This is a genomic window from Mycobacterium sp. Root265, assembly GCF_001428895.1.
Taxonomy (GTDB): domain Bacteria; phylum Actinomycetota; class Actinomycetes; order Mycobacteriales; family Mycobacteriaceae; genus Mycobacterium.
Window position 1 is genome coordinate 12,945 of sequence record NZ_LMJA01000029.1, and the last position, 25,347, is coordinate 38,291.

23 protein-coding genes and 1 pseudogene are annotated in these 25,347 nt (G+C 66.7%); 6 read left to right on the plus strand and 18 right to left on the minus strand.

Annotated features, from left to right (window positions below; genetic code table 11):
* Nucleotides 1-3: 3 nt before the first annotated feature.
* From ASE48_RS20710 to fadD5, 6 genes are all read right to left on the minus strand, one after another.
* A complete protein-coding gene (locus ASE48_RS20710) occupies nucleotides 4-1,590 on the minus strand; it encodes a virulence factor Mce family protein (RefSeq protein WP_057169044.1) in 1,587 nt (528 codons plus the stop codon).
* A complete protein-coding gene (locus ASE48_RS20715) occupies nucleotides 1,587-2,618 on the minus strand; it encodes an MCE family protein (RefSeq protein ID WP_057169045.1) in 1,032 nt (343 codons plus the stop codon). The genes ASE48_RS20710 and ASE48_RS20715 overlap by 4 nt, the downstream gene beginning before the upstream one ends.
* Nucleotides 2,615-3,835: an MCE family protein gene (locus ASE48_RS20720; RefSeq protein ID WP_057169046.1), complete on the minus strand. Its 1,221-nt coding sequence runs from the start codon at nucleotides 3,833-3,835 to the stop codon at nucleotides 2,615-2,617. Before ASE48_RS20720 ends, ASE48_RS20715 begins: the two co-directional genes overlap by 4 nt.
* 4 nt (nucleotides 3,836-3,839) lie before the next feature.
* Nucleotides 3,840-4,709 carry an ABC transporter permease gene (locus ASE48_RS20725; RefSeq protein ID WP_057169047.1) on the minus strand — a complete coding sequence of 290 codons (870 nt, stop codon included), beginning with the start codon at nucleotides 4,707-4,709 and terminating at the stop codon, nucleotides 3,840-3,842.
* A 7-nt stretch (nucleotides 4,710-4,716) separates the two neighbouring features.
* A complete protein-coding gene (locus ASE48_RS20730) occupies nucleotides 4,717-5,454 on the minus strand; it encodes an MlaE family ABC transporter permease (protein WP_162264260.1) in 738 nt (245 codons plus the stop codon).
* A gap of 277 nt (nucleotides 5,455-5,731) precedes the next feature.
* Entirely contained in the window at nucleotides 5,732-7,360 is a 1,629-nt protein-coding gene (fadD5, locus tag ASE48_RS20735) for a fatty-acid--CoA ligase FadD5 (RefSeq protein ID WP_057169359.1), read from the minus strand.
* Between the two features lie 132 nt (nucleotides 7,361-7,492).
* Between fadD5 and ASE48_RS20740 the strand changes: the two genes are divergently transcribed.
* Complete coding sequence (locus tag ASE48_RS20740) at nucleotides 7,493-8,164, plus strand: GntR family transcriptional regulator (protein WP_057169048.1); 672 nt, start codon at nucleotides 7,493-7,495, stop codon at nucleotides 8,162-8,164.
* 1 nt (nucleotide 8,165) lies between these two features.
* Here ASE48_RS20740 and ASE48_RS20745 read toward each other — a convergent pair whose 3' ends face one another.
* The 6 genes from ASE48_RS20745 to ASE48_RS20770 form a co-directional block, all read right to left on the minus strand.
* Nucleotides 8,166-9,632 (minus strand): flavin-containing monooxygenase, encoded by a 1,467-nt coding sequence (locus ASE48_RS20745; RefSeq protein ID WP_057169049.1) that lies wholly within the window; start codon nucleotides 9,630-9,632, stop codon nucleotides 8,166-8,168.
* A gap of 39 nt (nucleotides 9,633-9,671) precedes the next feature.
* Nucleotides 9,672-10,112 (minus strand): SRPBCC family protein, encoded by a 441-nt coding sequence (locus tag ASE48_RS20750; RefSeq protein WP_057169050.1) that lies wholly within the window; start codon nucleotides 10,110-10,112, stop codon nucleotides 9,672-9,674.
* Nucleotides 10,113-10,155: 43 nt separating this feature from the next.
* The gene (locus ASE48_RS20755) at nucleotides 10,156-10,962 is read right to left on the minus strand and encodes an MBL fold metallo-hydrolase (protein ID WP_057169051.1); all 807 of its coding nucleotides are present in this window, start codon (nucleotides 10,960-10,962) and stop codon (nucleotides 10,156-10,158) included.
* Complete coding sequence (locus tag ASE48_RS20760; protein ID WP_057169052.1) at nucleotides 10,953-11,522, minus strand: hypothetical protein; 570 nt, start codon at nucleotides 11,520-11,522, stop codon at nucleotides 10,953-10,955. The genes ASE48_RS20755 and ASE48_RS20760 overlap by 10 nt, the downstream gene beginning before the upstream one ends.
* Nucleotides 11,523-11,534: 12 nt before the next feature.
* Nucleotides 11,535-12,683: a zinc-dependent alcohol dehydrogenase gene (locus tag ASE48_RS20765; RefSeq protein WP_057169053.1), complete on the minus strand. Its 1,149-nt coding sequence runs from the start codon at nucleotides 12,681-12,683 to the stop codon at nucleotides 11,535-11,537.
* Between the two features lie 64 nt (nucleotides 12,684-12,747).
* Nucleotides 12,748-13,179, minus strand: coding sequence for an acyl-CoA thioesterase (locus ASE48_RS20770; protein ID WP_162264256.1), 432 nt, complete (start codon nucleotides 13,177-13,179; stop codon nucleotides 12,748-12,750).
* 26 nt (nucleotides 13,180-13,205) lie between these two features.
* Between ASE48_RS20770 and ASE48_RS20775 the strand changes: the two genes are divergently transcribed.
* The gene (locus ASE48_RS20775; RefSeq protein WP_057169055.1) at nucleotides 13,206-14,288 is read left to right on the plus strand and encodes an alcohol dehydrogenase catalytic domain-containing protein; all 1,083 of its coding nucleotides are present in this window, start codon (nucleotides 13,206-13,208) and stop codon (nucleotides 14,286-14,288) included.
* A gap of 15 nt (nucleotides 14,289-14,303) precedes the next feature.
* Here ASE48_RS20775 and ASE48_RS20780 read toward each other — a convergent pair whose 3' ends face one another.
* Complete coding sequence (locus ASE48_RS20780; RefSeq protein WP_057169360.1) at nucleotides 14,304-15,827, minus strand: phospholipase D-like domain-containing protein; 1,524 nt, start codon at nucleotides 15,825-15,827, stop codon at nucleotides 14,304-14,306.
* A gap of 162 nt (nucleotides 15,828-15,989) precedes the next feature.
* Here ASE48_RS20780 and ASE48_RS20785 point away from each other — a divergent pair, with 162 nt between their 5' ends.
* The 4 genes and pseudogenes from ASE48_RS20785 to ASE48_RS33510 all read left to right on the plus strand — a co-directional run.
* A complete protein-coding gene (locus ASE48_RS20785) occupies nucleotides 15,990-17,111 on the plus strand; it encodes an L-talarate/galactarate dehydratase (RefSeq protein ID WP_057169056.1) in 1,122 nt (373 codons plus the stop codon).
* 7 nt (nucleotides 17,112-17,118) lie between these two features.
* The gene (locus tag ASE48_RS20790; RefSeq protein ID WP_057169057.1) at nucleotides 17,119-17,805 is read left to right on the plus strand and encodes a FadR/GntR family transcriptional regulator; all 687 of its coding nucleotides are present in this window, start codon (nucleotides 17,119-17,121) and stop codon (nucleotides 17,803-17,805) included.
* Between the two features lie 56 nt (nucleotides 17,806-17,861).
* On the plus strand, nucleotides 17,862-18,753 hold an 892-nt coding region (locus ASE48_RS33505), incomplete at its 3' end, for a DUF222 domain-containing protein (protein WP_235571407.1).
* Between the two features lies 1 nt (nucleotide 18,754).
* Nucleotides 18,755-19,275 (plus strand): annotated as a pseudogene (locus tag ASE48_RS33510) (DUF222 domain-containing protein); the annotation flags it as partial.
* Here the strand turns inward: ASE48_RS33510 and ASE48_RS20800 are convergent.
* The 5 genes from ASE48_RS20800 to ASE48_RS20820 form a co-directional block, all read right to left on the minus strand.
* Nucleotides 19,272-20,801 carry a tripartite tricarboxylate transporter permease gene (locus ASE48_RS20800; protein WP_057169058.1) on the minus strand — a complete coding sequence of 510 codons (1,530 nt, stop codon included), beginning with the start codon at nucleotides 20,799-20,801 and terminating at the stop codon, nucleotides 19,272-19,274. The pseudogene ASE48_RS33510 and the gene ASE48_RS20800 sit on opposite strands and share 4 nt — an antisense overlap.
* A 16-nt stretch (nucleotides 20,802-20,817) precedes the next feature.
* Nucleotides 20,818-21,369 carry a tripartite tricarboxylate transporter TctB family protein gene (locus tag ASE48_RS20805; RefSeq protein WP_082614324.1) on the minus strand — a complete coding sequence of 184 codons (552 nt, stop codon included), beginning with the start codon at nucleotides 21,367-21,369 and terminating at the stop codon, nucleotides 20,818-20,820.
* Nucleotides 21,369-22,382 (minus strand): tripartite tricarboxylate transporter substrate binding protein, encoded by a 1,014-nt coding sequence (locus ASE48_RS20810; RefSeq protein ID WP_057169059.1) that lies wholly within the window; start codon nucleotides 22,380-22,382, stop codon nucleotides 21,369-21,371. Before ASE48_RS20810 ends, ASE48_RS20805 begins: the two co-directional genes overlap by 1 nt.
* 135 nt (nucleotides 22,383-22,517) lie before the next feature.
* Nucleotides 22,518-23,540, minus strand: coding sequence for a tripartite tricarboxylate transporter substrate binding protein (locus tag ASE48_RS20815; RefSeq protein ID WP_057169060.1), 1,023 nt, complete (start codon nucleotides 23,538-23,540; stop codon nucleotides 22,518-22,520).
* Nucleotides 23,541-23,647: 107 nt separating this feature from the next.
* Complete coding sequence (locus tag ASE48_RS20820) at nucleotides 23,648-25,345, minus strand: acyl-CoA dehydrogenase (protein WP_057169061.1); 1,698 nt, start codon at nucleotides 25,343-25,345, stop codon at nucleotides 23,648-23,650.
* Nucleotides 25,346-25,347 lie beyond the last annotated feature (2 nt).

Consider the following 25,347-nt stretch of genomic DNA (forward strand, 5'->3'; position numbering starts at 1 on the left):
GCCCTATCCCTGCGATCCGGGCGGAAGAAACGGCGGGTTACCGGGTAACGGCTCGGTCCCCACCGGTGAGAGCTGCTGGCCCGGACCGGCCGGCGGCGGCGGTCCTGGCAGCGGCGGCGGCAGCGGTGCACGTCCGGGAAGCGGTCCCGGCGGGGTGGGAACCCCTGGCGGACCGACCGGCACGACGCGCGCTCCCGGCGGACCGGGTGCGATCGGCACCGGGGTGCCCGGCACGTTGGGTGCCACCTGGCCGGGAATGGCCGCACTCGGCACACCCGGGTTGGGTCCGATTCCGTGCGCGTTGGGATCGGAGGTCTGCACACCCACCGGACCCTGGTAGTTCGGGCCGTACGGGTTGTCGCCGAACGGACCGACGGTCAGATCCGCACAGGGCAGCGGGTTGTCGGGCCGCGGCAGGCCGTCGGCCGGCGGGGTGTAGGAGCACGGTGACCCCTTGGGCACCGCGGGACCGGGGAATTCCGGGGTGCCTTCGAGTACCCGCGGAGCCGGCGGCGGCGCGCCGTTCTCGAAGCGGGTGCCGTTGGGGTCCGGGAACTGGAATGCGGGCAGGCCGGCGTTGCGCCAGAACTCCTCCGGGTTGATGCCGCGCTTCTTGAACGCCGCGTCGACGAAGGGCTGCAGCAACGTGGGCGGCAGCAGGTTGACGAGCATCACCTTGAAGTACGGGCCCGACGCCAGCGCCTCGGCCAGTGAGGTGATGAATTTGCCTGCGATGGAGAGGGTGTCGGCGAGGTCCTGCTTACGCTCCACCAGCGTGTCGCTGACGGTGTTGAGCTGGGTCAGCACCTTGTTGAGATTCGGGTTGTCGTTGATCAATCCCGAGATCTGGTCGGACACCCCGGAGATGCGCTCCAGCAGCATGTTCACGGCCTGGCTGCGCTCGTTCACCGCGGCCAGCAGTGTCTGCGCGTTGACCAGCAGCGCGTTCACCTGACCACTACGGTCACCGAGGACGGTGGCGATCTTGTTGGCGTTGGCCAGCAGATCCTTGAGCTCGTCATCACGCTGGCCGAGCGTGTCGGAGAACCGCTGCAGCCCTTCCAGCGCGGACTGCAGATGCGGTGAGGTCTGATCGACGGTCTCGGACAACACATTCAGCGACTGCTTGATGGCCTGGGTGTCCCAGCCCGATGCCGCCTCGGTGACGTCGAGGAACGCGTCATAGATCTGATACGGCGTCTGGGTCTGCTCCACCGGCAGGAAGCCACGCGGCTTGAGCAGGGTGTCACCGCGCGGTTCGACCTCGATGTTCTTGCGGCCCAGCACGGTATCGGTACGGATGGCGGCGCGGCTCTCGGTGCCGATCTGGCGGCCACCGAGGGTGTAGCCGATCTCCACCTTGTCGCCCTTGATCTCCATGCTCTGCACGGTGCCGACGTCGACGCCGGCGATGCGCACCTTGTCGGCGATGTTCAGGCCGCCGGTGTCATTGAACTGTGCGTAGTAGGTCGGCACCGCGAACAGCATCGGCACGCTGGTGATGCTGGAACCGACGCCGATGACGAGTGCCACCGTCAGCACGCCCATCACACCCTTGCGGATGCGATCCGAACCCTGGATTGTCCTCATTGCGGTGTGCACCTACCCGTCGGCTGGGTGGTCACCTTGATGGTGCGGGTCGGGCCTCCCGGCTGAAGGCCGTTGAGCCGCAGCGAGAGATCGCAGGCATAGAAGTTGAAGAAGTCGCCGTAGATGCCACCGGCGCGGCCGATGACCCGCAGCGATGCCGGGATCTTCGCGACGATGTCGTTGACCTGGTCGAGCTGGTCGATCAGCGGCTGCTGGATGGTCTCCAGGTAGCCGACGGTGTCTCGCAGCAGCGGCCGGTTGTCGGCCAGCAGATCCGACAGGGAGCCGGCGGCGTTGCTGATGTCGGCCACCGAGGATCCGATCGGCTCGGCGCGGTCCTTCAGCCCGGTGATCAGTGTCTCGAAATTTTTCAAGGTGTCGTCGAACTGCTTCTGGTGTTTGACGGTGGTGTCCAGGACGGTGTTGAGGTTGGTGATGACCTCGCCGATGGCCTGGTCGCGATCGGCCAGCGCGGAGGTGAGCTCCGAGGTCTGGTCCAGGATGTTGTTGATCGTCCCACCCTGGCCCTGGAAGATCGTGATGATCGAGGTTGCGATGTTGTTGACCTTGTCCGCGTCAAGGGATTTGAACAGGGGACGGAACCCGCCGACGAGCGCGTCGAGGTCGAGCGCGGGCTCGGTGCGTTCCACCGGGATGGTGCTGCCGCCGGGCAGGATCGCGTCGCTGTCACCGCGGCGCAGTTCCACATAGCGGTTGCCGATCAGATCCAGGTAGCGGATCGCGGCGGTGGTCTCCTGGAACAGCTGCAGGTTGCGTTCCACCTCGAAGTCCACCCGGACCTTGTTGCCGCCGTCGATCAGGACGACGTCCTCGACCTTGCCGACCTCGACGCCGTAGGCGCGCACGAACTGTCCGGCGCGCAGGCCGCTGGCGTTCTCGAAAACCGCCGAATAGCCGGTGGTGCGGTCGAACCGGAGCTGGGCGAACACCACGAAGATGATGGCGGTGAAGGTGAGCAGCACCGCCGATATCGCACCGAGCTTGAAGAGCGTTCCTCGAATACTCATGGGTTGATCGTGTTCTCCCCCACTTGGCGTCCCCAGACGTACTCGGTCATGATCGGCTGGCCGAGTTCGAAGTGGTTGTACGGCGCGAGGCTGGCACCGGTGTCCATCACCAGGTACGGCATCGGCCACAGGTCGCGGGTGATCGGCTGCCAGCAGCCGGGGCGTCCGCCGGGGCCGCCCTTGGCGTTGACGCGGGGCAGGTTGTCCGGGAACACGTACGGGTTTCCGGCGCCGAGCACCGAGGAACGGGTCAGCAGGGAGTAGCCGTTGCCGCCAAGGGCCCCAGCGAGTTTGGGCGCCGCATCGTGGTAGTTGCGGACGGTGCAGAGAAGTTCGGGGCTGTAGTAGTCCAGCAGCTTCGAGGTGGGCAGCAGGTCCTGCGCACCGCGCACCAGGTACGGCCCGCCGCGCTCGAAGATGTCGGCACCGGTGTTGCCGAAGCCGACGGCCGCCATCAGCGCCTGGTCGATATTGCCCTGCTCGTCGTTGAGCGCCCGGGCGGTGATCACCGCATTGTCCAGGCCGTCGAACAGATCCGGCCCGGCGTCGGAGTACACCTCGCCCAGGTCGGCCAGCCCGGCGATATCGCGGCGAATCTGCGGCATCCGCGGATTCAGTTCGCCGAGAATGTCATTGCCGTCCACGATCGACTGCCCGAACTTGTCGCCGAGTCCGTCGAGGGCCTGCGCGGCGGCGGTGAGGGTCTGATTCAGCTTCACCGGATCGATCTGCTCGGAGATCTTCATGATCGTCTCGAACAGGGTGTTGAACTCGGTGGTGGTGCCGGAGGCCTCGATGGTGGCGCCGCTGGCCAGCCGGGTGGCGGCCGGGTTGTCCGGCGACAGGAAGGAGATGTACTTGTTGCCGAACACCGTGGTGGCCCGCAGCTCGGCTTCCACGTTGGACGGGATGAGCGACAGGTACTTCGGGTCGACGTCGAGGGTGAGCTTGGCCTTGGGCACCTCACCGACGGTGACCACGCCGGCCTCGGTGAGACGCCCGATCGGGACGCCGTTGAAGGTGACCTTGGAGCCGGGGTCCATTGCCAGCCCGGCACGTTCGGCCATCACCGTCAGCTGAACCCGCTTCTCGAAGAAGCCGCGGAACTGCAGCCAGGTGAGGCTGAGGATCAGTGCGCTGATCAGCAGCAGCACCAGGCCGGCCAGCTTGTAGGGCGGGGTCTTCGGCTTGTTGAGCGGTGCGTGTGGTGTCGTCATGGCGCTACACCGTCAGGTTGAAGTTCGGGTCGGTGCCGTAGAGCGCCAACGAGGCCAACAGGACCACCAGCACGATGGCGATCAGTGAGGTCCGCATCGAGCGGCCCACGGCCTCGCCCACACCGACCGCGCCGCCGCTGGCGAAGTAGCCGAAGTAGCAGTGGTTCAACATGATGATGATCGACATGATGATGACCTCCAGGAACGACCACATGACGTCGTCGACGCGGAGGAACGTGTGGAAGTAGTGCTCGTAGGTACCGACCGACTGTGAGTAGAACACCGTGGTCACCAGCTGAGCCGACAGGAAGGACAGCAGGATCGCCATCGCGTAGAGCGGGACGATGACGATGGCGCCGGCCATCAGCCGGGTGGACACCAGATACGAGATCGACTTGATGCCCATCACTTCCAGCGCGTCGATCTCCTCGCTGATGCGCATGGCGCCGAGTTCCGCGGTGGCACCGGCGCCGACGGTGGCGGCCATGGCCTGCCCGGTGACCACCGGTGCAACGACGCGGATGTTGGCCAGGGCGGCGAAGAAGCCGGTGAACGCCTCGACACCGATGTTGCCCAGCGAGGCGAAGCCCTGGATGGCGATCAGGGAGCCCGCCGAGAGGGTGACGAAACCGATGATGGCGACGGTGCCGCCGATGACGGCCATCGCCCCGGTGCCCATGCCGATCTCGGCGACCAGGCGCAGCGCCTCGCGGCGGTAGTTCTTGAACGCGTGCGGCAGTGAACCGACCGCCTGCACGACGAACCAGGCGACATGCCCGATGCTGTCGAGGAATCGGGCCGGCCCGCCGGCGTACCCTCGGGTGCGGTCGAACGCGCGCGGGAAGCGTGTCCGCAGGACTGCAGCGGTACTCATGGGGCGCTCAGCCTCCCGTTCCGAAGCGGACGCCGATGGTGGTCAGCACCACGTTGACCGCGAACAGCGCGACCACGCAGAGCACCAGGGTCTCGTTCACCGCGGTCCCGACGCCCTTCGAACCACCGGCGACGGTCAGTCCCCGGTAGCAGCCGACCAGCCCGGCGATGAGTCCGAACAGGGTGGCCTTGATGACCGAGATCATCACCTCGGGGAAACCGGTGAGCAGCGTCAGCGTGGAGACGTAGGCGCCGGCGTTGACGTTCTGGATGTAGACACCGAAGAAGTAGCCGCCGACGAGGCCGATGGTGATCACCGCGCCGTTGAGCAGGAAGGCCACGAACGTCGCCGCGACGACGCGGGGTGCGACCAGACGCTCGATGGGATCGATGCCGAGCACCTCCATGGCGTCGATCTCTTCGCGCACTGTGCGGGCCCCGAGGTCGGCGCAGATGGCGGTGGATCCCGCACCGGCGACCACGAGCACCGTGACCAGCGGCCCGAGCTGGGTCACCGCGCCGAGGGCGGCGCCGGCGCCGGAGACGTCGGCCGCGCCGAACTCGGCCAGCAGGATGTTGAGCGTGAAGATGATGAGCACCGTCAGCGGGATGGACACCGCCAGGGTCGGCAGGAACGCCACCCGGATCAGGAACCAGCTCTGATTGACGAATTCCTTGAACTGGAACGGCCGGGTGAACAGCGCTTTACCGGTCAGCACGCTCATCTTGAAGAAGCCGCCGATCATCGTCAGCGGTTTGTCGAGCTGTTCCTTGACGTAGTCGACCAGACCGTTGCCCGCCGTCACCGGCACACCCCGGAACCGAGTTCATAGCGTGGCGGCATTATCTGTCGCACGCCCCCTCCTTCACTTACTCGGAACCCCGCGTCCGCTGGCCTGTGATGCTGGTCTACCTACTGGTCGGTAGTAAGACAGACCACAGGACTGTACCCGATCCGATACCGGCGGTGTCGCACATCGGCTTTATTCACACCGCAACTGTTAGCAAAGACATCCCGTCCGGTTACCTCTCCGAAGTCGTCCCAGAAACCGTTGCCGCACTGGAACTTTCGTTGGCGTCAATCACGGATTCCGCACCGAAGGCCGAGCGCAGTTCCGTTTTCAGAACCTTGCCCGACGGATTTCGGGGGAGTGCATCGACGATCTCCAGCGCCTTGGGGTGCTTGTATCTGGCTAACCTCTCGGTGAGGAAATCGTCGAGTTCGGCGAGCGTGAGGCCCGCCGCGGATAAAGCTACAACAGCGACCGGAACCTCGCCCCACTTGCGGTGCGGGCGCCCGATCACCGCGACCTCGGCAATTGCCGGGTGAGCGGCCAGAACGTTCTCGACCTCGGCGCAGTAGATGTTCTCGCCGCCGGAGATGATCATGTCCTTCTTACGGTCGACGACCCAGATGTAACCCTCTTCGTCCTGGCGAACGAGGTCGCCCGAGTGGAACCAGCCGCCCGCGAACGACTCGGCGGTGGCCTTGGGGTTGTTCCAGTAGCCCGACATCAGGGTCGGGGCCCGGTAGACGATCTCGCCGACCTGGCCGATCGGGACGTCGTTCATGTCCTCGTCGACGATGCGGGCCGACACCGTCGGGATGACCCGTCCGACCGAGCCGAGCTTGCGAATTGCATCTTCGCCCAACAACATACAAGTCACCGGAGACATCTCGGTCTGACCGAACGCCGCGAGGATATTGGCGCCGGGGAAAGTTTCGGCCATGTCCTTCAGCAACGTGTCAGAGGCCGGTGCCGCGCCCCAGGACAGCACCCGCAACCGGAGGTTGCGCGGCTGGGCGCGCTGGGCCGCACAGACCGCCTGCCACTGTGCGGGCACCAGGAAGATGCCCGTCACCTCCTCGTCCTGCAGCACGTCCAGCAGGGCTCCCGGGTCGAAGGCGCCGAGGGGGTAGAGCACCGTCGGGCGGCCCAGCAGCAGGCCCGGGATCATGTTGCCGATACCGGCGATGTGGAACAGCGGGACGCCGATGAAACCGACGTCGTGGTTCAGATCGGCACCGTTGGTGAACAGGAACGTCTGCGCCTGCCCGGTGATGTTGGTGTGGGTCAGCACCGCGCCCTTGGGCCGGCCGGTGGTGCCCGAGGTGTACATGATCAGCGCCGGGGAATCGTTCGGGATATCGGCGGGGGCGGGTGCCGGGCCGGCTTCGGCCAGCAGGTCGTCGTAGCCGAGCACGTCGTCCTCGGTGCCGCCACCGGCGACGATCACCGTCGACAGCGTGGCGTCCAGGGCGCGGACGGCGGTCGCCACCGGCGCCAACACCTGTTCGGTGATGACCACCGCGGCGGCGCAGTCACTCACCAGGAAGGCGATCTCGGGCGGGGTCATCCGGAAGTTCACCGGGACGGCGATCGCGCCGAGTCGGTTGGCGGCCAGGAACGACTCGATGAACTCGGTGCGGTTGAGCATCAGGATCAGCACCCGGTCCCCGGGCCCGACCCCGCGCCGCTGCAGTGCACCGGCCAACTTGGTGACCCGGTCGTCGAGTTCGGCCCAGGTGGTGGTGTGGCCGAGGAAGCGCAGCGCGGTCTTCTGCGGCTGCATCAACGCATGTCGGGTCAGCTGGTTGGACCAGTTCTGCTGACGGGCGAGGTAGGGCTGTTCGGTGCTTGGAGCAGTCAACGCGAAGGCTCTTTCGTCAGGGATGCGCAACCGGGCTTGCGCAATGTTTATATTTGATCAAATCCTGTGTCGTCGCGGTCACACTATGACGACTGCAGCCGCTCGAACAAGCCCACTCACAGAAGAGGCCCCGTGATCGCACCCGTGAAATCGCGACGCCGCGAGCAGCTCTCCGACGAGGTCGCCGGCCATCTGCGCGTCGCGATCATGTCCGGGTCCCTGCGCCCGGGCACGTTCGTGCGCCTCGATGAGACCGCGGCACAGCTCGGCGTGAGCATCACCCCGGTACGCGAGGCGCTGCGCACCCTGCGCGGTGAGGGGCTGGTGCAGCTGGAGCCCCACCGCGGACACGTCGTGGCACCGTTCACCCGCGACGACATCGCCGACATCTTCTGGCTGCAGGGGACGATCGCCGCCGAACTGGCCTCCACCGCGGCCCAGCGTGCCGATGAGACCGATATCGACGAGCTGGAACGACTCACCGACGCGCTGGACGATGCGGTGCAGGGCGGCGACGTCGAGTCGATCGCGCGGGCCGAGTTCAACTTCCACCGCACGTTCAACCGCACCACGAACCGCATGAAACTGGCCTGGTTCCTGCTGAACGCAGCGCGGTATCTGCCGCCGCACATCTATGCCTCGGATCCGCAGTGGGGGGTGGAGGCGGTGGCCAACCACCGCGAGCTGGTGGCGGCGCTGCGGCAACGTGATGTCGGCGAGGTGGTGCGGCTGACCCGTAGCCAGTTCGACGACGGTGCGCGGCGGCTGACCAGTCTGCTCGACGACCTGGGGCTGTGGACCTGAGTCAGCCGGCCCGTTCCACCATGTCCAGATAGCGCTGTTCACGCTCGGTCAGCCGGGTATCGGTGATCGCGCCGAACGCCGCCGCGTCCCGGGCGAACCGGTCGGCGGCGTCGGGCAGGGCGTCCGGCCCCTCCAGCCGGAAACAGCTCGGCGCCAGCGGCCCGAACAGCAGCGCGCGGCGCAGCTGCGGCCAGCGCGCCGGATCGGGTTCCACGCCGGCGGCCCGGGCAAAGGCCAATGCCGCCAGGTTCATTCGCGTCTTCTGCGACAGGCCCCGGCGCTGCCGGCAGGCCTGCAGCCCGGGGTTCGGATCACGGGCTGCGATGGTCCCGCCCCAGGTGTAGGCGACCCATCTGGCTTGCAGCTCCATCGGTACGAAATAGCCACCGGATTGATCCCACATCCCGACGAACGCCAGACCGGGCAGATCGGGATGAAAGGTGTGCAGATCGGCGTCGAGGTGGACGTCGTCCAGATCGACGGCTGCGCGGATCGATTCGTCGAGGAACGGCAGGCTGAGGCGGAAGCCGGTGCCGAACAGGATCCCGTCGAAGGATTCGGCGTGGCCGTCGTTGAACCTCACCGTGGTCCCGCTGACCGCGTCGATCCAGGGGCGCACCGTGATGCGCCCTTCCGCGACCAACGGCAGATGGTTCTGGCTGAGCGTCACCCCGGCCGCGAACAGCGAGCGGTCCGGTGCGGGTGCGCCGTACTGCTCGGGGCTGCCACCGGCCTCGACGACGAGTTCCCGCAATTGGCGGTCGATCTCGGCCGGGGGTAGTTTCTCGGCGGCCAGCGCCCCGTAGCGGGTGAAGATGCGGTGATCCGACGGCACACCGGCGGCGAACTTCGGCAGCACGTAGCGCTGGCGTCGCTGCGTGAGGACCACCCTGGCCGCGCCCGCATGGACCAACTCGGCGGCGATCTCCAGTGCGCTGACCGCGCACCCGGCCACCAGCACCCGCTTGCCCCGATAGCGATCCGGGTCGCGGAAGTGGTAGGTCGAAATGGCCGATTCGCTGCCGTCGAAGGTGTCGAGGCCCGGGACCGGGGGGATGACCGGCGCCTGGAATCGCCCGCTGGCCACCACCACCTTGTCGAACCGTTCCTGATCGACCAACCAGCCCGAGTCCACATGCCTGCGCACGCAACGGACCTCGGTGCCGAACCGTATGCGCGGCAGCAGCCCGAACACCTCGGCGTAGCGCCGCAGATAGCCCAGGATGTCGCGGTTGGACGGGAACACCGCGGTGCTGTCGGGCGGCAGATCGCTGAAGGCCGTGAGAATTCGGCTGGTGTTGGTGTGCATGTCCGGCCACACCCCGCTGCGGCCGGGTCGGCCGTTCCACTGTCCACCGAGTTCGGGTGCCAACTCGAAGATCGTGACCCGGAAACCCTGCGCCGACAGCCAGCGGGCAGCCACCAGTCCGCCGGGACCGGCTCCGATCACCGCCACGCTCTGGCTCATCACGGAACTGTCCCACGCGCGGCGACGTGGGATCGGCGGTTAGGCGCTGAGCTCCTCGGCGCGCTTCTTCAGGTTGCCGGCCAGGTGTTCGAGCGCATCGCCCGCCACCTTCTTCACCATCATCGAGGGCACGCCGGGCATGGACACCTCGACATCCATGTCGACGGTGAGCAGGCTCGTCGGGCCCATGTCCACGACGGCGAACAGCTGCTCCTGCTTGGAGAACAGGTTGCCCTGCTGCATCACCGTCTGGATCTGGTTCTCGCCCGGGTAGTACACGGCCTGGATGTAGGTGCCGTCCATGCCTTGGACCTTGGTGTCCAGGCGCAGCTGGCTGGGCCGGCCGTCGTCGTAGCGGGCCAGCACCCAGGCACCGGTGACCTCTTCGTTCCACTGCGGATAGGACTCGAAATCGGCGACGATCGCCATGATCGCGGCGGCGGGGGCGGCAACCTCGACGGTCTTGCTGACGACTGGCATCGGGCGAGCATATCGAGCGGCCGCCCCAGGGTTGATCGCGCGCTCAGATCTGCACCGACTCGCCCCGCGGGATTTCGACGACGCGGTCGTCGAGACTGCGCCGGGTCATTGCGTCACGGAACTCGCTCAGCGGGGAAGCGAAGACACCGTAATCGTCGAAATGCACCGGGATGACCTTCGGCAGGCCCAGCGCGGCCGCAGCTGCCGCCCCCTGAGCGCCGTCCATCGTCACCGTCAGACCGAAGGGCAACCGAGGGCCGGCAGGCAACCGGGTACCGCCGAGATGGACGATCCCGGCTTCGATCGCTTCGAACCGCACGGGAATCTCCTTGAGATCCTCGATGAACAGCGTGTCCCCGGAGATGTACAGGCGACGCTTGAACGAATCGTCCGCCGTGCCGAATTCGAGCATCGACCCCATCACCGGAGGTAGCAGCCGCTGCGTCCACGCCGGCGCGTGCCGACCGGGTAGCGACGTCACCCGCAGCGTGGTGGAACCCTTGACGACGTCACGCGTGTCCCAGGTGCTCAGGCCGCGAGCGGCGTCAAAGCCACGCCGCAGCAGGCGCTTGGCGGCGTGCGGGGTGGTCAGTACCGGTAGCGCATGGTCGAGGTCCCGCTGGGCGACCCGGTCCCAGTGATCGCCGTGCATATGCGACAGCACGATGGCATCGATCGGTGGGAGCTCGTCGATGCTGAGCGCCGGTGGCCGACGCCGCCGGGAAACCAGGCCGTAGCCCAGATAGGCGTGTTGCCCCTGATGCAGAAAGTTGGGGTCGGTCAGAACGGTGATGCCACCGGCCGAGATCAGCGTGGTGGCATTGCCGATGAACGTGACGGTCAGGTCCACCGGGTTGCCGTCCGGCGCACGGTCCTGGCGGCCAGGACGCCGACGACCACCCAGGGACCGGCGATCATCAGCGGGTCCATCCAGGTGTGGGCGTTGTCCACCCGGGTGGTGCCGACGCGGGACTTCCAGCCGTTGTGCGTGAACTCACTCCTGATTCCCGTCTCGGTGATCGGGTTGTCCGGATGCAGGGTGACCAACGAGGCCAGGTGGCTTTCGATGGCGTCCAGACGGTCCGCGCCGATCAGCAACAGCCAGTGGGCCGCACGACCTTCGCTGTAGCGGTGGTATGCGAACCTTCTGACCACTCCCGACACACCGCGAAGCGGGGCCGATGTTCCGAAAACCGGTGTGAGCCTTGCATGTTCGATGGAACGCTCACGCGGGCGCTTCTCGGGTTGCTGCTCGGGTAGATCCCAGTGGGCTCCGGTTGCGGCCGGGTCGAACCTCATCCGCGGGACGGCTGGACGATCGGCGGGGTCCAGGTCGGCACCCCAGCCGGGAATCCGGGCTCGCAGGTCGTCACTGTCGGGAACCGGAGGGTGGTCTGCTGTGTACACCATGGCGCGCTCCTGTCAGCTGGCCTGGGGAAGGATGACCGGCTTTATGCAGTCATCGAGTTTTGCCGAGAAGATGTGATAGCCCTCGGCGATGTGTTCCAGTGGAATTCTGTGCGTCACAATGTCATTCGGCTTCAAATAACCGTTCTGGATATGCGAGAACAGCCGCGGCCACTGCCGCTTCACCGGGCATTGATTCATCCGCAGCGTCAGGCCCTTGTTCATCGCATCGCCGAACTTCACCGCACTGAACATCGGGCCATAGGCGCCCATCACCGACACCGTGCCACCCTTGCGGACCGAATCGATGGCCCAGTTCAAGGCCACCGGGGAGCCGCCCTGCAGTTTCAGTTTGGCCGCGGTGACGTGCTGGATGAAGTTCCCGTCAGCCTCGGCGCCGACACAGTCGATCACCGAATCCGCCCCCAGCCAGCCGGTGGCTTTTTTCATCTCCACCACGATGTCGTCGTACTCGGCGAAGTTGCGTGTCTCCGCGTGCGCGAAGGTGCGCGCCTTCTCCAGCCGGTTCTCCAGGTGGTCGATCACGATGACGCGGCCGGCACCCATCAGCCACGCCGATTTCGCTGCGTAGAGACCGATGGGGCCTGCACCGAAAACCGCGACGGTATCGCCTTCGACGATGTCGGCCAGTTGCGCGCCGAAATACCCCGTCGCCAAGGCATCGGTGCACAGCAGAGCGTCCTCGTCGTCCATCCAGTCGGGGATGAGGCCGGGGCCCACGTCGGCGAAGGGCACTCGGACGAATTCCGCCTGTCCGCCGTCGTAGCCACCACAGGTGTGCGAGTACCCATAGATACCGCCGACCGCAGTCGCGTTCGGATTGACGTTGTGGCAGTTGGAGTACAGGCCCCGCGCACAGAAGTAACAGGACCCGCAGTAGACATTGAACGGCACCATCACGCGGTCACCGCGCCGAAGGTTCCGGACCGACGGGCCGACCTGTTCGACCACCCCGATGAACTCGTGACCGAATGTCATGCCGACCCGCGTGTCGGGCATCATGCCGTGATAGAGATGCAGGTCGGAGCCGCAGATTGCCGCCATCGTGACCCGAACGATCGCATCGTTGGGGTGCTCGATCAGCGGCACGTCCTTCTGTTCGACTCGGACCTTGTACGGACCTCGATAGACCATTGCACGCATGGGAAGCCTCCGTGTTTCGGTCTCAGACGGCTACCCGGTCGAGGCTGACGGAAACAAGACGCGGTCAGGGCGTCGCCTGGTGGACCACCGTGCCCAGCAGGCTGCGTATCGCGGCCGGAATGGGCACCGGGCGTCGCGTTTCCCGGTCGACGTAGACGTGCACCCAGGAGCCGACGGCGGCGACGGGACCGCCGTCCGCCCACAGCCCGGTGCGGTAGGTGACGCTGCTGGTACCCAGCCGGGTCACCGCGAGCCCGACCACCAGATCGGAGGGGAACTTCAGCTCCGCGAAGTACCGGCAGCTCGACTCGGCCACCACGCCCAGCCAGGGTGCGGTCACCGGGTCCACCTGTGCCCGCGTGCCGATCCACGCATTGATGGCGGTGTCGAACAGCTGGTAGTAGATCGCGTTGTTGAGATGACCGAACATGTCGTTGTCGGTCCAGCGCGTCTGCACCGGCCAGTGCAGCGGGAAGTCCGCACTTGAGTACTCCATGGGCGCAAGCATGTCAGGCTGGAACCATGAAGATCCGTGGTGCGGTACTGGAAACGATCGGAGCGTCCCGACCGTATGCGGCCTCCAGGCCGTTGTCGGTGACCGAGCTGGAGCTCGACGATCCCGGCGACGGTGAGCTGCTGGTGCGGATCGAGGCGGCCGGGTTGTGCCACTCCGATCTGTCCGTGGTCGACGGCAACCGGGTGCGCCCGGTGCCGATGCTGCTGGGCCACGAGGCCGCCGGGATCGTCGAGAAGGTCGGCGGGGCCTCGGATCTGACACCCGGGCAGCGGGTGGTGATGACGTTCCTGCCGCGCTGCGGGCAGTGTTCGGCGTGCGCCACCGACGGGCTGGCGCCCTGCATCCCCGGGAGCGCCGCCAACGGTGCGGGCACGCTGCTCAGCGGTTCGGTGCGGCTGAGCGACGGTGTGCTGCACCACCTCGGGGTGTCCGGGTTCGCCACCCACGCCGTGGTGGACCGCCGTTCGGTGGTGCCCGTGGACGCCGACGTGCCCGCGGTGGTGGCCTCGCTGCTTGGGTGCGCGGTGCTCACCGGTGGCGGCGCGGTGCTCAACGCCGGGCAGCCCCGTGCCGGACAGACGGTCGCCATCGTCGGCATGGGCGGAGTCGGGATGGCCGCCATGCTGACCGCGCTTGCGCACGAAGATGTTCGGGTCATCGCGGTGGACCGGCTGCCCGACAAGTTGGCGCTGGCGCGGGAGCTGGGCGCGCACGCCACCTACACCCCCGAAGAGGTCACCGAGAAGGCCGAAGTGGTGATCGAGGCCGTCGGGCACGCCGCCGCACTGGAAGGCGCGATCGCACTGACCGCGCCCGGCGGGCGCACCATCACCGTCGGCCTGCCCGCCCCGGATGCGCGGATATCGTTGTCTCCGTTGAGTTTGGTGGCCGAGGGCCGCACGCTGATCGGCAGCTATCTCGGCTCGGCGGTGCCCGCCCGGGACATCCCGCGGTTCGTCGAGCTGTGGCGGGCCGGGAAGCTTCCGGTGGAGAAGCTGGTGTCGGCGACGCTGACCCTCGACGAGATCAACAGCGGCATGGACGAACTCGCCGACGGGCGCGCGGTACGGCAGATCATCGAGTTCTGATCGCGCACCCGGCGATCAGATGGGCAGACCGATCCGCTCGCCGGCGCACCGCACCACCGACCACACCCCGGGCGCGCCCTTCATCAACGGCCAGGTGACCACCGCCACCACCACCGAGCACACGCTCACCGCGAGCGAGGCCGGCACCCTGACGGGATCCATCAGGTCGTTCTCGGCGAACGGTCCGGCATCGGCGGACACCATGAGCGTGGTGAACTTGCGCAACGAGCGGCCCGCGCCGCGCAGCCCGTCCACGGCACGCAGGATCGAGTCCCGCTCCGCGATTTTCGCGCGCAGTTCGTCGACGGATACCCCCAGATGCTCGGCCAGCAGACCGTCCCGCACGGAGACGATGAGTGCGCGCACATCATCGCGGCCATCCGGATCATCCAGCGCCAGATCGCATTCGCTGTCGAAGCCCAGCGATCGGTTGTTCAGGTTGGAGGACCCGATACGCAGGAACCGGTCGTCGACGACCATGACCTTGGAATGTATGTACAACGACTGGCCGCCGGGCACCGCCGGCCAGTAGACGCCGAGGCGGCCGTGCTCGTCGGCCGCCCACAGCAACCGGAGCATCCGTTCGCGGGCGCTGTCCATCGAGGCGGTTTCCAACGGGCTCTCCGAGGTGCGCGGCAGCACGATCACCACTTCGGGCCCGTCCGGCTCACGCAGCCGCTCGGCGAGCGCCGCACAGATGACCCGGGAGGCCAGGTACTGGTTCTCCAGATAGATGAAGTCGCGAGCGGCGGCGATGGCGGCGAGGTTCAGCGCCTCCACCTCACGGACCTCGTCGCGCTCGGGCAGCGGCGGCAACGTGCGCGCGATCCCCACCTCGACATGGCGGAGCGCCGGTTCGCAATGCTTCGGCCAGGCCGCCGCGCCGGGCCCGACGGGTGCCAGCGTCTCGCCGGTCGCCAAGTGCCACCGGTCCCGGGCCAGCTCGGCCAGCGAACGTGCGGCTTCCCCGTCGACCACCGTGGCCACTTCATGACGCGGGCCATACGGCTCGCCGCCGGCGTGCCTGCCGGGATCGTTGGGGGTGTGCGCGCGGGTGTCCCACCGCCCGAGGGTCAGGTCGATTCCGCCGCAGAACGCCACCGCGTCATCGATCACCACGACCTTCTGGTGATGCACCGCACCGAGCGGATGTGCGCCGTCGACGGCCAGATGCATGCGCGCCGACGTGATCCGGTTGAGCCACTGCACCGGGACGATGCTGTACCAATACCGTTCGAAGGCGGCGAGCAGACGGAGATTCGACTTCAGCACGTAGACCTTCAGGTGCGGCCGTCGCCACAGCAGCCAGAACAGGAATGGGCCCAGCTGGTTCGGGCCGGGCATTGTCGCGCCTTCCGGCTCGAACGTCACACGGGAATCGAAGTCCCACCCCACCAGCAGGATCCGGTTCTCGGCACCCAGCATCGCGGACTTCACGTGCCGCAGGTAGTCGGCCCCGTCGATGATGGGCGCATAGCGATCGGCCTCGGCCGTCCGCCAGCAGGTATCACCGGGCGCCAGCAGCCGTTCCTCGACCATGGTCATCAGCTTCTCCTCCGCCCGCGGGCGTGCGCCCACGCGCACTCCTCTGTTGAGTCGCCCGCGAAGGGACTGCGCGCACGCAATCGAGACGCACAACACACATCTTCGTCCGACCACCAGGCCCTTTTCAACTTGTATGATGAGTTGTACACTCATCACATGACTGATGCCATCCGCCAGATCCGCCTGTCCCACGTCGTGCTGCCGCTGCCCAACCCGGTCAGTGACGCCAAGGTCCTCACCGGCCGCCAGAAACCTCTCACCGAGACGGTGTTGCTGTTCGCCGAGGTCAGCACGGAGCAGGGCTTCGAGGGAATGGGGTTCAGTTACTCCAAGCGGGCCGGCGGACCGTCGCAGTACACCCACCTCTCCGAGATCGCCGATGTTGCGATCGGCCAGGACCCCTCCGATATCGAGCGCATCTACCAAACGCTGCTGTGGGCGGGCGCATCGGTGGGACGCTCGGGCGTCGCCACCCAGGCCATCGCGGCTCTGGACGTCGCACTGTGGGATCTCAAGGCACGCCGCGCCGCACTGCCGCTGGCCAAACTCCTCGGCGCGCACCGTGACTCCTGCCGGGTGTACAACACCTCCGGAGGGTTCCTACAGGCCTCTGTCAGTGAGATCAAGGAGAAGGCCACCGCCTCACTGGAATCCGGCATCGGCGGTATCAAGATCAAAGTGGGCCAACCGGATTGGAAGATCGATCTGGATCGGGTCGCGGAAATCCGCGAACATCTCGGTGACACCCCGATGATGGTCGACGCCAACCAGCAGTGGGACCGGGCGCGTGCCCGCCGGATGTGCCGCGAGCTCGAACAACACGACCTGATCTGGATCGAGGAACCCCTCGATGCCTGGGACGCGGTGGGCCACGCCGACCTGTCGCGCGTCTTTGACACCCCGATCGCCACCGGCGAGATGCTCACCTCCGTCCCCGAGCACATGGCGCTGATCGACGCCGGATACCGCGGCATCGTGCAACCCGACGCACCGCGGATCGGCGGCATCACCCCGTTCCTGCGCTTCGCCACGCTCGCCGCGCACGCCGGGCTGGCGCTGGCCCCGCACTACGCCATGGAGATCCACCTGCACCTGGCCGCCGCGTACCCGACCGAGCCGTGGGTCGAGCATTTCGAATGGCTCAACCCCCTGTTCGATGAGCGCATCGAGATCCGCGACGGCCGGATGTGGTTGCCGGAGCGCGCCGGGCTCGGTTTCACACTCAGCGACCAGATGCGGGCCCTCACCAAGGAGAGCGCGACCTTCGGTCAGTCATGATGTTGCGATGACGACCTCGTTGGCCCAACGGGTGGTCGCCGGCCTGAAAGACAAGATCTTCGCCGGCGACCTCCCGCCCGGGCACAAGCTGCCCTCGGAAACCGAACTGGTCGACGAGTTCGGGGTGTCCCGCACCGTGGTGCGCGAAGCCGTCACCCGGTTGCGAGCCGAAGGTCTCGTCGAAACCTTCCAGGGCCGCGGCTCATTCGTGCTCGCCGTGCCCGAACCCACGTCGTTCACGGTCGAATCGGCAGCCATCCGGTCCCACCATGACGTGCTGGACATGATCGACTTCCGGCTCGGTATCGAATGCGAGGCAGCCGCCCTGGCCGCCGGCCGGATGGATGCGACGGGCGCACGCACCGTCCGCACCGCGCTCACGGAGTTCACCGAGGCCGCGCCGGAAGACGCCGTCGAGGCCGACTTCCGTTTTCACCGCGCCGTCGCGGCAGCCAGCAACAACCGCTTCTATCTCGACCTGATCGACTCACTCGGCCCGATGATGATCATGCTGCCCCGCACCCGCCTCGGCGACACCCACTCGATCACCGACGCCGGGCATGCCGAGCGGATTCGCCGCGAACACGACGCGATCGCCACGGCGGTCGTCGATGGGGACCCCGAGCTGGCCCGGGCCGCGATGCGTCTGCATCTGGGCAACACCCGGCGCCGGCTCGATGCCGGCAGGCATTAGCGCACAACGGTTTCGGAGGCTCAGAACGTGTCGGACCTCTCTGCGATAATCGTGGTATGCCGCCTCCCACAACCGCTTACGCCGAGCACGTGCCTCCGGTGCGGCGTATCGAGGTGTTGTTCGAGGAGATGGGTGAGCTGATCGGGCAGCGTAATGCCCTCGATGGACGGTTGGTGGAGATCATCGCCGAGATCGACGGCAGAGGCGCCAGTGACGGCAACGCGCTGTGGGGTGCCACGGGGTGCCGTTCCCTGGAAGCGTTGGTGGCCTGGAAGACCGGCGTCTCACCCCGTAACGCCGACACCATGGTCGCCATCGCCCACCGCATCGACGAACTTGAACGCTGCGTCGCGGGCTTGCAGGAAGGCCGGGTGTCGCTGGATCAGCTCGGGGTCATCGCCGAACACGGGGGCCAGGGCTGCGATGAGCACTACGCCGAACTGGTGCAGTACGCCACCGTCGCCCAGTTGCGTACCGCGGTCAAACAGGAACCCCGCCCCGAACCCGAGGTTAAGCCCGAACCCAAACGCTCCTTCAGCCGCACCGAGCAGGACGATTACACCACCTACCGGATCCGGCTCCCCAAGCTGGAAGCCGCGAAGTTCGAGGCCGGCCTGCAGTCCCATCGCGATGCGTTGGTCGCGGACTGGAAACGCGACCACGACGCCCAGGACTCCATCGATCCCGAGGACGGCAGTAAACGCCAGTACGGGGCCGAGAGCCAGGTGTCTGAGCAGGCGCCGCCGTTCCCGGACGGGGTCGATGCGTTCATGAGCCTGGTCGAGGCCGGCTGGGACAGCGAAGCGCAGCGGCGCCCGCACGGCCAGCACACCACCGTGGTGATGCATCTCGATGTCGAGAAGCCTGTGGCGTCACTGCATCTGGGTCCTGCGCTGACAGCAGACGATCGGCGATATCTGCTCTGTGATGCGACGTGTGAGGTGTGGTNTCGATGTCGAGAAGCCTGTGGCGTCACTGCATCTGGGTCCTGCGCTGACAGCAGACGATCGGCGATATCTGCTCTGTGATGCGACGTGTGAGGTGTGGTTCGAACGCCACGGCCGACCCATCGGGGTGGGCCGGGCCACCCGCACGATCAGCCGCCGGCTGCGCCGCGCCCTGGAACACCGCGACCACACCTGCGTCGTCCCGGGCTGCGGCGCCACCCGCGGCCTGCACGCCCATCACCTGGTGCACTGGGAAAACGGCGGGCCCACCGAGCTGTCCAACCTGGTCCTGCTGTGCCCGTTCCACCACCGCATGCACCACAAAGGCGGCATCACGATCACCGGGCCCGCCGAGACACTACGAGTCACCGACAGCGAGGGCGAACCCCTCACCAACCGATCACTGGCCCGACCACCCACCAAGGCCCCGCCCGACGTGCCGCCGTGCCGCGGTCCACTCGGGGAACGCGCGCAATGGTGGTGGTACACACCGTACGAACCACCACCACCGACAACCGACTAGCGCGCAACGGTTTCGGCGTCATCGGCCTTGGCGGGCGCAGAGGCCGCGGCACGCCGGTGGCGCACGTACTGGATCACCGGGAGCAGCACCAGCAGCAGGAAGACCGCCAGGATGCCACCCGAGATCGGCCGGGTGATGAATCCGGTCGGGTCGCCATCGAAGATCAGCAGGGAGCGCCGGGTACTGGCCTCGATGATGGTGCCTAGCACGAACGCCAGCACCATGGGGCCGGGATCGAAACCGGCCTTCTTCATCAGGTAGCCGACGATGCCGAAGGCCAGCATCACGAAGATGTCGAAGGTCGAGTTGTTGATCGTGTAGACACCCAGGATGGTGATGAGCGCAGTAATTGGCGCCAGGATCGCCGGGCGCACCCGCAGGATCCGGACGAACAGGCCCACCAACGGAATCGACAGGATCAGCAGCAGGATGTTGCCGATGTACATCGAGTTGATGACACCCCAGAACACGTCGGGATGCTCGTCGACGAGTTGCGGTCCCGGCGAGATGCCCAGGATCAGCAGCGCGCCGAACAGCATCGCCATCGACGCGTTGGCGGGCAGGCCGATGGTGAGCAGCGGGATGAAGGACGAGGTGGCAGCCGCGTTGTTGGCGGTTTCCGGTGCGGCGACGCCCTCGATGGCCCCGCGGCCGAACCGCTCGGGGGTCTTGGAGCGCCGTTTCTCGGTGGCGTAGGCCACGATCGACGACAGTGTGGCACCGCCGCCGGGCAGCACACCCAGGACGAAACCGATGATCGAACCGCGTCCGATCGCGCCCGAGGACTGCCGCAGATCCTTGCGCGACGGCCACACATTGCCGACCTTGGCCGGCACGTGTGTCTTACCGTGGCGCTGCTCCAGGTTGTAGAGGATCTCCCCGACGCCGAACAGGCCCATCGCGACGACCACGAAATCGATACCGTCGGCCAGTTGCAGGCTGTCGAAGGTGAAGCGGGAGGCACCGCTGAAACTGTCGCGGCCCACCGTCGCGAGCAGCAGGCCCACCGCCCCGGCGATCAGCGCCTTGAGCTTGTTGCCGCTGCCGATGGTGGCAACCAGGAGCACGCCGAGCAGCGCCAGAGCCGCGTACTCGGGCGGGCCGAAGTCGAGGGCGATCTCGGCCACCACGGGGGCCAGCAGCGTCAGCCCGATGATCGAGATCGTCGCGCCGACAAAGGATCCGATGGCCGCGATACCCAACGCGGTGCCGGCCTTGCCCTGTTTGGCGAGCGCGAATCCGTCGAACACGGTGACCACCGAGGACGCTTCGCCGGGGAGCCGCAGCAGCACCGAGGTGATGGTGCCGCCGTATTGGGCGCCGTAGTAGATGCCGGCCAGCATGATGATCGCAGCCACCGGGTCGATGGTGTAGGTGATCGGCAGCAGGATCGCGATGGTGGCGGCGGGGCCGAGGCCGGGCAGCACACCGATGATCATGCCGATGAGCACGCCCATCAGGCAGTACAGCAGGTTCTGCGGTTCGGCCACCAGGGCGAAACCGTCGAGGAATGCGTTGAAGTCCATGGCTTTTCGGCTTCGCTCAGAAGGAAATCAGGTGCGGGAGCGGAATCCGCAGCCCGTAGATGAACAGGACATAGAACACCGCCGTGGTGGCAACGCTGATCACCGCGGTGCTGCGCCAGCTTTCACCGCCCAGGAAACGCAGCCAGATCACACACAGCACCACCGCGGGGATCTCGAAGCCCGTCAACGGCATCAGCAGACCGAAGGCGGCGAAGGTGACGGCGCCGATGGCCACCAGAAGACTGCTGCGGGTGAACTTCTCGGCATCATCGAGGCGGCGCCCGACCACCAGCAACAGCACCGACAGTCCCGCGATGAGCACGCTGACCACGAACGGCCACAGCCCGGGGCCGGGCTCGCGCAGCGACCCCAGCCCGTAGCCGTACGCCAGTACGGCCCCGGCGACGCCGACCACCAGACCGGTCAGTGCACCCGCGATCTGGTAGCCGGGTCCACCCGCGGGCGGCCGTTCTTCCTGCAGCTCGTGCGCAACCTCGGCCTCGATCTCGGCGAGGAGGTCGTGTGCGTGCGGTGTGTGCGGCGTCTGCGGCTCACCCACGGCGGTCATCAGCCCGCATCCCGCAGATTGATGTCGTACTGCTGGACCAACTCGGCGTAGCGCTGCTTGTCCTCGTTGAGCTGGGTCAGCACGTCTTCACCGGGCAGCTCCATCGGCGTGAGACTGTTCTGCTCGTTGAACTTCTTATAGTCCTCGGTGGCGAACGTCGCCTTCAGACCCTCCACGAGCTTGTCCTTGGCCTCCTGCGGGGTGCCCTTGGGGACCGTCATGAACCGGTACTGCGTCACCTCGACGTCCAGGCCCTGTTCCTTCGCGGTCGGCACCTCGGGGAGGTAACTGATCCGGTCGGGGCCGAACACCGCCAGCGGCACCAGTTTCCCGGACTGGATGTTCTCGATCGCCTCGCCCACCTGGATGGAGGCGACCTCGACCTGGTTGCCCAGCACCGCGGCCAGCGCCGGCGCTCCACCGTCGAACGGGACGGCCGCCGACGGCACATTGCTGCTCTTGAACAGCAGCGCGGCCGACAGCTGGGCGCCGGTGCCCACGCCGGTGGTGCCGTACCGGACCGTGCGGTTGGCGTTCTGCATGTCCTGGATCGTCTTGAATCCGCTGGCGGGGCTGGTGACCAGGACGTAGTCGTCGCGGGAGATCCCGTAGACGACGTCGAAGTCGTCGATGTTGGTGACTTCGTCGGGACTCACCGCGAGCGGGGTGATGGTGTACAGCGACGCATTCTGGATGGCGATCTTCGAGCCATCCGCGGGTGCGTTCGCCACCTCTGCCGCGGCCAGCGCACCGTTGGCGCCTTCGCGGTTAATGACCGGGAACGACGCGCCCAGGTCATCGCTGAGACCCTTCGACACCGCCCGGCTGATGAGGTCGCTGGAACCACCGGCGGAGGCGCCGACGTACATCTCGACGGTGCCGGACGGCCAGCCGTCACCGGATCCACTTCCGGTACTGGTCTGCACTCCGCCGCAGGCGGTGAGCAGCAGTCCAGTGGCGGCTGCGGCGGCCAGCACGGCTCGGGGGCGTAGGCGGGCGGCTTCGATCGCCATCGGGCACCTCCTGTTGTTCAGGTCTCAGTCCGACACAGGTGTGGCGGCCATCACCTAAACTTAGAAAGCTCTGCGATACCTGTCCAAGGCATAATTGGTATCGCTTCATGCCGATAGTGAATCGACGGTGCTACCTCACGGAGCCGGTTTCCGCCCGAGGTCGTGCAGATCGATGCCGTTCTGCTGGACCAATTCGGCGTAGCGCTGCTTGTCCTCGTTGAGCTGCGCGAGCACCTCGTCGCCGGGGATCTCCATCGGGGTGAAGCTGTTCTCTTCGTTGAACTTCCGGTAGGCCTCGGTGTCGAATGTCGCCTTGAGACCGTCGACCAGCGCATTCCGGACGAACTTCGGCGTTCCCTTGGGCACCGTCATGAACCGGTACTGCGTCACCTCGGCGTCCACACCTTGTTCTTGGGCGGTGGGCACATCGGGCAGGTAGCTGTTGCGGTCCGGGCCGAACACGGCCAGCGGCACCAGCTTCCCGGACCGGATGTTCTCGATCGCCTCGCCGACGTGGATGACGGCGATGTCGACCTCACCGGCGACCACCGCGGCCAACGCCGGCGCTCCGCTGTCGAACGGCACCGGCTCCGCCGGCACCTCGGCGTTCTTGAACAGCAGCACGGCCGACAGTTGGGCGCCGGTGCCGACACCCGTGGTGCCGTATTTGATGGCCTGGTTCACGCGCGGAATGTCCTGAATCGAGCGGAATCCACTGGCGGGGTTGGCCACCACGACGTAATGGTCCCGGGAGATCCCGTAGACCACGTCGAAGTTCTCGATGTCGGCGGCCTCATCGGGTGCCACCGCGAGCGGGGTGATGGCGTACAGCGACGCATTCTGGATGGAGATCACGGACCCGTCGGCCGGGGCAGCGGCGACCTCCGCGGCGGCGATGGCGCCGTTACCGCCCTCCCGGTTGACGATCCGGAACGGAGCCGCGCCGTCACCGGCGAGGCCGTCGGCGACCGCCCGGCTGATCAGATCACTGGATCCGCCGACGGCGTAGCCGACATACATGTCGACGGCGCCCGACGGCCAGCTGCCGGCGGCGTCGTCGGCGTTCACGGACTCGTTCCCGCCGCTGCATGCCGCGAGCACGACGGCCGCGAGCGCCAGCGCGGCCGCTGGACGGAATCGGGCGCGTTTGAACGCCATGGACACTCCCCTGATTGTCGAAATCCCCCGGCCACTGCCGCTGTGTTGACGGTGACGTCAGAAAGATTACATGCCACGCAGTTACCGCAGGGAAGAACGGGGCGATCTCAGAACCAGTTGTCCTGCATCTCCAGCGTGGTGCGGTCCAGATTTTCCAGCAAATCCAGCTGAGCCGCGGTCTTGGGCAGTTCGTAGCGGAAGAAGAACCGGGCCGCCTGGCGCTTGCCCTGGTAGAAGTCGCCGTCCTGTCCGCCGGCGGCCAGGTACTGCTCCAGCCAGATCCAGGCGATGACGATATGCCCGAAGGCCTCCAGGTAGATCGCACTGTTGGCCATCGCGGCCTGGATGTCGCCCGAGGCGAACATGCCTGCGGTCACCGTCACCAGACGTTGCCAGGAGGCGTCCAGTTGCGCGGCCAGCGGATCGTCGCCGGCCGCGGCGATGGTCGAGGAGATCCGCTCGGACAGCGCCGCCAGGCTGGCACCGTCGTTCTGGGTCACCTTGCGGCCCAACAGGTCCAGGCTCTGGATCCCGTGGGTGCCCTCGTGGATCGGGTTGAGCCGGTTGTCCCGGTAGTGCTGCTCGACGTCGTACTCGCGGGTGTAGCCGTAGCCGCCGAGCACCTGGATTGCCAGGCTGTTGGCCTCCAGGCACCACTGCGACGGCCAGCTCTTGGCGATCGGCGTCAGGATGTCCAGCAGCACGGTGTTCTCTTCGTCGGCCAGCCGCGCGCAGTACAGCGCCAGGCCGAGTGCACCCTCGACATAAGCCTTCTGCGCCAACAACATCCGCTTGACATCGGCATGCTCGATGATCGGGACCTGCGGGCTGGCCGGATCCTTGATCAGCCTGCCCTGCGGCCGTTCCCGGGCGTACTCCAGGGATTTGAGGTAACCGGTGTAGCCGAGCGAGACGGCACCCATCCCGACGCCGAGCCGGGCCTCGTTCATCATGTGAAACATGTAGGCCAGACCGCGGTGCGGCTCCCCGACCAGATGGCCGACCGCACCGTCGAAGTTGAGCACGGTGTTGGTGATACCGCGTTGGCCCATCTTGTGATTGAGCCCGGAGATCGCGACACCGTTGCGGGTGCCGTCGGGCAGGAACTTCGGCACGATGAACAGCGAGATGCCCTTGGTGCCCGCCGGCCCGCCCGGGATCTTGGCCAGCACCAGGTTGATGATGTTCTCCGAAAGCTCGTGCTCGGCACCGGAAATCCACATTTTGGTGCCGGACAGCCGGTAGCTGCCGTCGTCCTGGGGTTCGGCGCGGGTGGTGATATCGGCCAGTGAGGAGCCGGCCTGGGTTTCCGAGAGCGCCATGGTCCCGGTGTACCGGCCCGCCAGCATCGGCTCGACGAAGGTCTCGATCTGTTCGGGACTGCCGAACTTGGCGATCAGGTTGGCGTTGGCGATGGTCAGCATCAGGTACCCGGAGGTGCTGGTGTTGGCCGCCGAGATCCATGCGAAGCCCGCCTGCGCGACGGTCGCCGGCAGTTGGGCCCCACCGAGCTCGGCGTCGAAGCTCATACCCATCAGGTCGGCCTTGGCGAAGGCCTCGATGGCCGCCTTCACCTCGGGGATGACGGTGACCGTGGTGCCGTCGAACTGGGGTTCGTGGGCGTCGCTGAGTTTGTTGTGCGGGGCGAAATAGCGTTCCGCCAACTGCTCGCACAGATCCAGCACACCGTCGAAGGTTTCCCGGGAGTGCTCGGCGAAGCGCGGCCGCTCCGTCAACTCCTCCACCCGCAGCCATTCGTACAGCAGGAAGTCCAGGTCACGGCGGGACAAGATGGTCGACTTCATGC

Coding starts and splice junctions, on each gene's coding strand:
- ASE48_RS20710 (WP_057169044.1), bottom strand. CDS start 1,590: ATGAGGACAATCCAGGGTTCGGATCGCATCCGCAAGGGTGTGATGGGC.
- ASE48_RS20715 (WP_057169045.1), bottom strand. CDS start 2,618: ATGAGTATTCGAGGAACGCTCTTCAAGCTCGGTGCGATATCGGCGGTG.
- ASE48_RS20720 (WP_057169046.1), bottom strand. CDS start 3,835: ATGACGACACCACACGCACCGCTCAACAAGCCGAAGACCCCGCCCTAC.
- ASE48_RS20725 (WP_057169047.1), bottom strand. CDS start 4,709: ATGAGTACCGCTGCAGTCCTGCGGACACGCTTCCCGCGCGCGTTCGAC.
- ASE48_RS20730 (WP_162264260.1), bottom strand. CDS start 5,454: ATGATCGGCGGCTTCTTCAAGATGAGCGTGCTGACCGGTAAAGCGCTG.
- ASE48_RS20745 (WP_057169049.1), bottom strand. CDS start 9,632: ATGAGCCAGAGCGTGGCGGTGATCGGAGCCGGTCCCGGCGGACTGGTG.
- ASE48_RS20750 (WP_057169050.1), bottom strand. CDS start 10,112: ATGCCAGTCGTCAGCAAGACCGTCGAGGTTGCCGCCCCCGCCGCCGCG.
- ASE48_RS20760 (WP_057169052.1), bottom strand. CDS start 11,522: ATGGTGTACACAGCAGACCACCCTCCGGTTCCCGACAGTGACGACCTG.
- ASE48_RS20765 (WP_057169053.1), bottom strand. CDS start 12,683: ATGCGTGCAATGGTCTATCGAGGTCCGTACAAGGTCCGAGTCGAACAG.
- ASE48_RS20770 (WP_162264256.1), bottom strand. CDS start 13,179: ATGGAGTACTCAAGTGCGGACTTCCCGCTGCACTGGCCGGTGCAGACG.
- ASE48_RS20775 (WP_057169055.1), top strand. CDS start 13,206: ATGAAGATCCGTGGTGCGGTACTGGAAACGATCGGAGCGTCCCGACCG.
- ASE48_RS20780 (WP_057169360.1), bottom strand. CDS start 15,827: ATGGTCGAGGAACGGCTGCTGGCGCCCGGTGATACCTGCTGGCGGACG.
- ASE48_RS20785 (WP_057169056.1), top strand. CDS start 15,990: ATGACTGATGCCATCCGCCAGATCCGCCTGTCCCACGTCGTGCTGCCG.
- ASE48_RS20790 (WP_057169057.1), top strand. CDS start 17,119: ATGACGACCTCGTTGGCCCAACGGGTGGTCGCCGGCCTGAAAGACAAG.
- ASE48_RS20800 (WP_057169058.1), bottom strand. CDS start 20,801: ATGGACTTCAACGCATTCCTCGACGGTTTCGCCCTGGTGGCCGAACCG.
- ASE48_RS20805 (WP_082614324.1), bottom strand. CDS start 21,369: ATGACCGCCGTGGGTGAGCCGCAGACGCCGCACACACCGCACGCACAC.
- ASE48_RS20810 (WP_057169059.1), bottom strand. CDS start 22,382: ATGGCGATCGAAGCCGCCCGCCTACGCCCCCGAGCCGTGCTGGCCGCC.
- ASE48_RS20815 (WP_057169060.1), bottom strand. CDS start 23,540: ATGGCGTTCAAACGCGCCCGATTCCGTCCAGCGGCCGCGCTGGCGCTC.
- ASE48_RS20820 (WP_057169061.1), bottom strand. CDS start 25,345: ATGAAGTCGACCATCTTGTCCCGCCGTGACCTGGACTTCCTGCTGTAC.